At 68.2% G+C, this 6,666-nt stretch carries 8 protein-coding genes and 1 tRNA gene; 2 read left to right on the top strand and 7 right to left on the bottom strand.

Going from position 1 to position 6,666, the window contains the following annotated elements:
* The 7 genes from WAX14_RS03935 to WAX14_RS03965 form a co-directional block, all read right to left on the bottom strand.
* Positions 1–855: an SDR family oxidoreductase gene (locus WAX14_RS03935; protein WP_422626785.1), complete on the bottom strand. Its 855-nt coding sequence runs from the start codon at positions 853–855 to the stop codon at positions 1–3.
* Between the two features lie 81 nt (positions 856–936).
* Positions 937–1,080, bottom strand: a complete 144-nt coding sequence (locus WAX14_RS03940; protein WP_422626786.1) for a hypothetical protein — start codon at positions 1,078–1,080, stop codon at positions 937–939.
* Positions 1,081–1,235: 155 nt separating this feature from the next.
* A tRNA-Ala gene (locus WAX14_RS03945) sits at positions 1,236–1,311 on the bottom strand.
* Between the two features lie 87 nt (positions 1,312–1,398).
* Positions 1,399–2,226, bottom strand: a complete 828-nt coding sequence (gene glpR / locus WAX14_RS03950; RefSeq protein ID WP_422626787.1) for a gephyrin-like molybdotransferase receptor GlpR — start codon at positions 2,224–2,226, stop codon at positions 1,399–1,401.
* A 267-nt stretch (positions 2,227–2,493) separates the two neighbouring features.
* Positions 2,494–3,129 (bottom strand): GNAT family N-acetyltransferase, encoded by a 636-nt coding sequence (locus tag WAX14_RS03955; protein WP_422626793.1) that lies wholly within the window; start codon positions 3,127–3,129, stop codon positions 2,494–2,496.
* Positions 3,129–4,388: a gephyrin-like molybdotransferase Glp gene (glp, locus tag WAX14_RS03960; RefSeq protein ID WP_422626788.1), complete on the bottom strand. Its 1,260-nt coding sequence runs from the start codon at positions 4,386–4,388 to the stop codon at positions 3,129–3,131. Before glp ends, WAX14_RS03955 begins: the two co-directional genes overlap by 1 nt.
* A gap of 37 nt (positions 4,389–4,425) precedes the next feature.
* Complete coding sequence (locus tag WAX14_RS03965; RefSeq protein ID WP_422626789.1) at positions 4,426–5,337, bottom strand: UTP--glucose-1-phosphate uridylyltransferase; 912 nt, start codon at positions 5,335–5,337, stop codon at positions 4,426–4,428.
* A 59-nt stretch (positions 5,338–5,396) separates the two neighbouring features.
* Between WAX14_RS03965 and WAX14_RS03970 the strand changes: the two genes are divergently transcribed.
* Together WAX14_RS03970 and WAX14_RS03975 are read left to right on the top strand one after the other, a co-directional pair.
* Entirely contained in the window at positions 5,397–5,984 is a 588-nt protein-coding gene (locus WAX14_RS03970) for a 5-formyltetrahydrofolate cyclo-ligase (RefSeq protein WP_422626790.1), read from the top strand.
* 97 nt (positions 5,985–6,081) lie between these two features.
* Positions 6,082–6,390: an FmdB family zinc ribbon protein gene (locus tag WAX14_RS03975; RefSeq protein ID WP_422626791.1), complete on the top strand. Its 309-nt coding sequence runs from the start codon at positions 6,082–6,084 to the stop codon at positions 6,388–6,390.
* The last annotated feature ends 276 nt before the right edge of the window (positions 6,391–6,666 follow it).

Raw genomic sequence — 6,666 nt, forward strand, 5'->3', positions numbered from 1 at the left:
CTATTTGCCGACGCGCCGCACAGTGCGGGAGAAGTAGTCGTTGGCGAATTGCATGGTCACGTTGTACGGCAACGCGAACTTGCGGGCCCACCAGTATCCGAACCGCACGTCGAAGGACGTGTAGACGAGGTATCGGTTCTTTTTCATCCCGGCCAGGATGCAGTCGGCGACCTTCTCCGGTGAGGCTGCGTGCTTCTCGAATCGTCCGGTGAGGGCGCGAACTTCGGGTGCGTCGCGATCCACACCGACGATCTGCACGGTGTCCACGAGTGGTGTGCGGACCGCACCCGGTACGACGAGGGACACCCCGATGCGGTGCCGTTTGAGATCGAACCGTAGGACCTCGGAGACGCCGCGCAGCCCGAATTTGGAGGCGCTGTACGCCGAATGCCACGGTAGGGCCAGCAGGCCGGCCGCGGACGAGACGTTGATGAGGTGTCCGCCGCGGCGCGCCTCGATCATCGGGGGAACGAAGTTCTCGATGACGTGGATCGGCCCCATGAGGTTGACGTCGACCATCTGTTTCCAGTGTCGGTGCTCCAGTTTGTCGACGGTGCCCCACACCGATACCCCGGCGACGTTCGCGACGACGTCGACGCTGCCGGACTGTCCGTGAACTTTCTTCGCCCATGCGGTGACCGCGTCGTAGTCGGAGATGTCGAAGGCGTCGGCGTGCAAAACCACTCCGCCGCGTTCACGAACAGCGTGGGCGGTGTCGTCGAGGCCGTCCGTGGAGATGTCGGTGAGGACGAGTTCGGCGCCCTCGGCTGCGGCGGCGAGTGCCAGCGCGCGGCCGATTCCGCTTGCGGCACCTGTCACCAGGAACGTGGTGCCACGCAGGTCCTTGATCGTCATCCGTCCCCCGTCCGCTGCACAGTGCTGCCGCGTACCCTATCGGCCGCGGTGCACGCTGTCAGGGACCGGGCTCCCGACGTGTCACAGTCGCTGGGCCATCTCCTCCTGATACTGGTGGATCGTCTCTTCGATCTGATCGGCGTCGCCGGTCCGGTTCTCGTGCCGGGCTGTGTCGGCTCGCTCGCGGAGCACCCGAATCGCGCGCCGCAGTTCGTCGTCACTCATCCTGTGTTCCATGCCACACAGTCTTCCCGGTTTCTCACCGGCTTGCCACCGGTTCGGGTGCCGTTGCGATAACGCCGCGGCCAGCAACGAGCCGAACAGCAAGCGAGCACGGGTACGACGAAGGGCACCTTCCGGAATGGAAGGTGCCCTTCTTCTGGTGGAGCTGAGGGGAATCGAACCCCTGACCTCTTCGATGCGAACGAAGCGCGCTACCAACTGCGCCACAGCCCCAATCGGCTCCTCGCGGAACCGCTCGCAAACTGTAGCAAACCGATTGCCCGTGCACGAAATCAGCAGCTCGGGGCGGGTCGTGGAGGTTTACGCCCCGTACGCGCGCCGCACCTCGTAGTCGGGCATTTCCCGCGACTCGCGGGGTTCGTCGACCTCGAATTCGTCGTCGCGGTTGTCCAGATGGTCGAGGTGGTCGAACACCGGATCCTCGTCGTCGACCTCGAGGACGACCGCACCGGGACGCCGCAGCCGCGCGGGGATCAGGCGTAGTTCCTCGTCGCTGCGTGATTCGACGCCGAGCCGCGACCGGGCGAGCCGGGCCATCCGCCGGCGCCGGATCTCCTGCTCGAGTTGCACCTGTCTGCGCAGATAGAACAGATAGCCGACCAGGGCGCCCGCTACCAGCGCGCACAGCCACCACAGGGCGGGCGACAGGATGAGCGCGAGCGCGGCGGTCAGGATCGCCGCGAACAGCAGTCCGATCACGGTGCGCTGCCGGTACTCGTAGCGCGCGGCCCGCGCGACCGCGTCGGCGTGCGGGTCGAACCCGCCGCGACCGCGCCGTTCGGGCACGAACTCGCGAGCGGGCGCTCGGCGCGGATCTGCTTCGGGTGGCCGTTCGTCGAGATCGACGAATTCCTGGGTGTCCATGTTGTCCTCCGCGGGGCGGTCCACTCGATCGGCCGCTACGGGTGCGCGGCGACGATCGCGACTGGGACGCCAGTTCGGATCACTGCGGTGACCTGCGGCCGGACCACGCGGGGTGATCGGGTCGTCGTCACCGCGGTGCAGAACACGCGTTGCGAGCGCGGCGTCGGTTGTCTGGCGGATACGGGGGCGCTTGGTGACCAGCATCGGCACCAGGACGAACAGCCAGACGGCAACGAGCCCGATCCACAGGAGCGAGTTCGGCATACCGGCGGCCCTCCTCCCAGTTGTCGCCTACCAGCCTGTCGACGCCACTGACCCTGTCAGGTTAGTTGCATCTGCTCGGTCACCCCGACAGAAACGCCGGACTCATGTGACAACAACTGCAACACGAGTCACTACGAATCATGTGACACTCTCTTCACTTTAGTCACACGAAAATGTGTTCGCATGCGTATAACTACGCGGAATGACCGTAATGTGCGTTACAGATAGATAATACGATCCGAAAATTCACAGCCAACTGGCGCGAATTCACAGCCAACTGGCGCGGCCGCTGCGCACGAGCCGGTCCGACACCGAACCGGGAACCTCCTCGACGGTCATCGCGACCAGCAGGTGATCACGGAACGCGCCGTGCACGTCGAGGTAGCGGCGCAACAGGCCCTCCTCACGGAAACCGACCTTGTCCAGCACCGCTCGGCTCGCCGCGTTCTCCGGCCGCACCGTCGCTTCCACCCGATGCAGGCCGGCCGGACCGAAGCAGTGATCGAGGCCGAGCGCGACCGCCGCGGTTGCGACACCCATCCCGTTGACGTCCTCGGACACCCAATAGCCGATCCACGCGGACCGCAGCGCACCCCGGACGATGTTGCCGACGGTGAGCTGCCCGCAATACCGTCCGTCGAGTTCGATGGCCATCGGCAGCATGTGCCCCTTGCGCGCCTCGGCGCGCAGATTCCGATACAGGCTCGGCCACACCGACAGGTGATGTCGCGCATCCCACGGGAGGTCGCCCGTCGGCTCCCACGGCTCGAGGTGTTTGCGGCCCGCGATCCGCAGCCGGCTCCACGCCGCCGCGTCGCGCAACCGCACGGACCGCACCGTCACGACACCGCCGCGCACCCGCAACGGACCCAGATCCACCGGCCAACCCGGATGAGCGCCGATCAACCGCGCTGCCCGAGGAAGGCCACGTCGACGGGGTCGCCGGTGCGGACCTCGGCGACCTCGGGGTCGACCAGCACCAGGCAGTTCGCTTCGGCGAGTGTCGCCAGCAGATGCGACGACGCGCCCGCCGCCCCGCCGAGCGCCTGGACCAGATAGTCGCCGGACGCCTCGTCGCGCATGAGCTGGCCGCGCAGATATCCCTTGCGGCCGGGGATCGAGGTGATCGGCGCGACCGTCCGGGCGGTGACGACCCGCCGCATCGGTTGCCGTCGCCCGAGTGCGATGCGGATCAGTGGCCGGACCATCACCTCGAACACGACGAGCGCCCCGACCGGATTGGCGGGCAGCAGGAAGGTGGGCACCTCGTCGCGGCCGAGCTGACCGAAGCCTTGCACGGACCCGGGGTGCATCGCGATCCGGTCCACTTCGAGCGTTCCGAGATCCGACAGTGCTTCCCGTACGTCCTCGAGTGCGCCACCGCCGACCGCCCCGGCGATCACCACGATCTCGGAGCGGATGAGCTGACCTTCGACGACCTCGCGCAGCGTCTTCGGGTCGGTACCGGCGATGCCGACGCGGTTGACGTCGGCGCCCGCGTCGCGTGCGGCCGCGGCCAGCGAATACGAGTTCACGTCGTACACCTGCCCCGGTCCGGGGGTGCGGTCGACGTCGACGAGTTCGCCGCCGGCGGAGATCACCGACAGTCGCGGTCGCGGATGCACCAGCACCTTGTCGCGACCCACCGCGGCGAGCAGCCCGACCTGCGCCGCGCCGATGATGGTTCCGGCGCGGACCGCGACGTCGCCGGGTTGCACGTCGTCGCCGGCGCGGCGGACGTAGTCGCCGCTGCGGACGGCTTTGTGCACCGTGATGCGGGCGCTGCCGCCGTCGGTGGCGTCCAGGGGAAGCACGGCGTCGGCGAGGGTGGGCAGGGGTGCACCGGTGTCGACCCGCACCGCCTGCCGCGGTTGCAGCCGGATGGGCTGACGCGAGCCTGCGCGAACCTCCCCGACGACGGGCAGGCTCACTTCGGCGGGTGCGCCGGCTTCACCGTCCCCGCCTGCACCGACGTCCTGCACGTCGACGCTGCGCACCGCGTATCCGTCGATGGCTGCCTGGTCGAATCCCGGCAGGGGCCGTTCGGTGACCACCTCTTCCGCGCAGAGCAAACCCTGCGCCTCGGAGATCGCCACCCGAACCGGCCGGGGTGCGACGGCAGCTGCCGTCACCCGCGCCTGCTGTTCCTCAACCGACCGCATACCGCTTCTCGTCCTCCAGCCCGCGACCCGACGTCCCTCAGCGTTCGAGGCGTTCGATGAGCCACGCACGCAAGGACGGACCGTACTCCTCGGTGTTCAATGCAGAGTCAACCGCAGCGCGGAGGTAGCCCCCGGGATTTCCGAGGTCGTGTCGAGTGCCGCGGTGCACGACGACGTGCACGGGGTGGCCTTCGGCGATGAGCAGCGCGATGGCGTCGGTCAGTTGGAGTTCGCCGCCCGCGCCGGGGGTGATGCGACGCAGGGCGTCGAAGATCGCGCGATCGAGCAGGTAGCGGCCTGCGGCGGCGAACGTCGACGGCGCGTCCTCGACGGCCGGCTTCTCGACCATGCCGAGCACCTTGAGCACATCGGGGTTGGTGGCGTCCGGCACGATCTCGACGTCGAACACGCCGTACGCGCTGACCTGCTCTTTGGGTACGTCGATCGCGCACAGCACGGAGCCGCCGCGCTTGGCGCGCACCCGGTGCATGGTTTCGAGGACCCCGACGGGGAGCACCAGATCGTCGGGTAGCAGCACCGCGATCGCGTCCTCGTCCGGGTCCAGTGCCTGCTCCGCGCATGCGACGGCGTGGCCGAGCCCGAGGGGCTGTTCCTGGATGACGGATTGCACTTCGAGCAGGCCCTGCGCCTTGCGGACCTTGGCAAGCAGTTCGTACTTGCCTTTCTCCTCGAGCTTCGACTCGAGCACCAGGTCTTCGACGAAGTGCGCGACCACGCCGTCCTTGCCGGGGGACGTGACGATCAGCAGGCGTTCGGCGCCGGACTCGGCGGCCTCACCCGCCACCAGTTCGATGCCCGGAGTGTCCACGACCGGAAGCAGTTCCTTGGGCACGGTCTTGGTCGCCGGAAGGAACCGCGTGCCCATGCCCGCGGCAGGGACGACGGCCGTCCGAAAATGCCGGACACCGTCGGTCGATTTGTTCGTCATAGACTCCCACCCTAACGTTCGCTACCGCGCGGTAGCCCTCCGATCTTAAGGTGGCCGGTGTGCAGGCACGACCCAAGGCACTGTGGCGGAACTCGGTTCTCGCCGCCCGGCGCGCCCGCACCGACGCGCAGCGCCGTGCCGACAACGAGTCGCTGACCGCCGCCGCCCGCGTTCTGACCGTATCCGCATCGACGGTCTGCGCGTACGTTCCGGTGGGTTCGGAGCCGGGGTCGCTGCCGTTGCTCGACGCCCTTCGCGGTCGCGGCAACCGGGTGCTGGTGCCGGTGACGAACCCGGACGGCCCGCTCGGATGGGCCGAGTACACGGGCGAGGCCGACCTGGTCGCGGCGGATTTCGGGCTCCGCGAACCGAGTGGCCGGGCACTGGCCCCCGATGCCGTGGCGCAGGCGACACTGGTGCTGGTTCCGGCGTTGGCCGTCGACCGTCGCGGGGTGCGGCTGGGGCGGGGGGCCGGGTTCTACGACCGGACATTGCACCTGGCCGATCCGTCGGCCCGGCTGGTCGCGGTGGTGCACGACGACGAGCTGGTGGACGAACTGCCGGAGGACCCGCACGACATCCGGATGACGCACGCCCTCACACCAAGCGGCGGACTGACCGTGCTGGGCGACTGTTCCGCTGGGTGACCGGCGGAAATAGATCCCACACTGGCGTTGTTGGCACTGTCGACTGTAGAGTGCTAAAGCTGCGACTTCACTTTCCACACGCGCGGAGGATTCACCGGTGCCCACCTATTCATATGCCTGCACGGCGTGCGACAACCGTTTCGACATCGTGCAGTCGTTCAGCGACGACTCGCTGACCGAGTGCCCCCAGTGCACCGGCAAGCTGCGCAAACTGTTCAACTCCGTCGGCGTCGTCTTCAAGGGCAGCGGCTTCTACCGCACCGATTCGCGGAGCGGCAGCAGCACGGCAAGTGAGCCGGCGAAGTCCGACTCGTCGAGCAGCAGCTCGACCAGCAGCACGTCGACCGGCAGCTCCGCATCGAGTTCGTCGACCAGCACGCCAGCCCCGGCGGCTGCCGCGAGCTGATCGCGAGTTGTCCACAGGCGGCCCGTTCATCCACAGACCGCCCGTAATGCCCGCTTCACGAGGCCGAACGGCACGGCCGAACTCGTAAGGTTCGGCCCATGCCTGCCGGCCCGTTTCCGTTCCCGCCCAGTCCACTCCCGCCCAGCTCACGATTCCGATCTGCCCGCGGTGCTCCCCCGGCGTCTTCGCTCCGGCCGACGCTCGCCGATCGTGTGAGCACGCTGCTGCGGCCGGGCTGGGCGCGCACGGTCGCGGCCCGGCGAGCCGTTGCCGCCC

This window comes from Rhodococcus sp. (in: high G+C Gram-positive bacteria), from assembly GCF_049299235.1.
Taxonomy (GTDB): Bacteria; Actinomycetota; Actinomycetes; order Mycobacteriales; family Mycobacteriaceae; genus Rhodococcus.

Bases quoted from the DNA above. Each gene is read 5' to 3' on its own strand.
- WAX14_RS03940 (WP_422626786.1), bottom strand. From the start codon at position 1,080: ATGAGTGACGACGAACTGCGGCGCGCGATTCGGGTGCTCCGCGAGCGA.
- WAX14_RS03965 (WP_422626789.1), bottom strand. From the start codon at position 5,337: ATGACGAACAAATCGACCGACGGTGTCCGGCATTTTCGGACGGCCGTC.
- glp (WP_422626788.1), bottom strand. From the start codon at position 4,388: ATGCGGTCGGTTGAGGAACAGCAGGCGCGGGTGACGGCAGCTGCCGTC.
- glpR (WP_422626787.1), bottom strand. From the start codon at position 2,226: ATGCCGAACTCGCTCCTGTGGATCGGGCTCGTTGCCGTCTGGCTGTTC.
- WAX14_RS03935 (WP_422626785.1), bottom strand. From the start codon at position 855: ATGACGATCAAGGACCTGCGTGGCACCACGTTCCTGGTGACAGGTGCC.